General features: G+C 31.7%; 1 protein-coding gene. It reads right to left on the bottom strand.

The window, feature by feature from the left end:
- Positions 1-1,012 (bottom strand): IS110 family transposase (locus ACU68Y_RS08995; RefSeq protein ID WP_446765340.1); only part of this gene is annotated, 1,012 nt, incomplete at its 3' end.
- Between the last annotated feature and the right edge of the window lie 280 nt (positions 1,013-1,292).

Genomic DNA, 1,292 nt, shown 5'->3' with positions numbered 1-1,292 from the left:
TAAGAGCGGATTGAAAAAGAGCACGCCTTAAGTAAGGAGAACCTCTTTTACTCATATGATTGTAAGTAGATTCATATTCTCCAGACTGAGAAACGCTAGCATCCAAACCAGCATAAGCGACAAGTTTAGAAGGATTAGAAAATCTTTTAATATCTCCAATCTCACCTAATATAGTAGCTGCATTAACAGAACCGATACCTGGAATAGTAGTAATTGGAGAATTAAGTTTTTCAAGCAATAGTTCAATTTCATTTTCAACATCAGAAACCTGCTTTTGAATAAAAGAAATTTGCTCAATAAGTATTTTGATCTGAAGACTAAATGAATCCAGACAGAAATTAATACCAAAAGAAGAAGAAGCCTTTTTAGAAAGCTCATCAATCTTCTTAGAAGCATAGTTTTTCTTAGAAACAGATTCAAGAAAAGTATTCAAATCATCAGAATTAATATCCTCAAAATCAGAAGGAGTAGAGAAATTTGAAAGAATTTCCTTAGAAGTCTTCCCAAAAATATTACTAAAAGAAGAGGCATATTCAGGAAAAACTTGATCTAAAAGTGCAATAGTTTTTCTTTTAAGATCGCCAATTGAAGAAATGAGGTAAGACCTAAATCTGGAAAGATTTCTCAAAGACAAATAATCTTCATTAGAAAGCGAAGTCTCAACGAAATCTCCATATCTAAGAAGATCAGCTATTAAAAGAGAATCAATAACATCAGTTTTTCTCTTTCTAATCTCAATACCTTGTCGCCAACCGTCAGTTTGGATTGGATTGATAACACGAACAGTAAAGTTTTTTTCGACAAGATATGAGTATAGAGATAACCAATAATGACCTGTAGCTTCCATAGCAACTTCAAGTTCATTTTTGAAAGCTTCTAGTTTAAGGATTAAACTCTCAGCACCATCAATGGAATTTGAAAAAGAAAAAGCCTTAAAAATAACCTTTTTCTTGTCATCAACTAATGAAGCAACATGAGTATTTTTGCCAATATCGATACCTAAATAAAACATTTGAACCTCATAAAAAAGTATTTTAGATAGACACCTCAAAATCTAATAACGTTACTGCCTTATGGTATATACGAAGTACCCTGAAAGGGTCAACATCTAACTTATTCGTAAACAGTTAAAAGATTAGAGGACTCACTCTTTCAATTACGAGATTAAATCTCAAGGAAGTGACGAGTACACTCTATCTAATAACAATATTATACAGCAAACCTGAATAATACTTAGTCGAAAAAGGGTTATAGGTTACCTTTAACAACCTAAATACATTATATAAGGAAGT

The organism is Finegoldia sp. P1-F-LS (genome assembly GCF_052932205.1).
The sequence above is the reverse complement of the archived record's forward strand: the minus strand, read 5'-3'. Positions and strand labels throughout refer to the sequence as shown.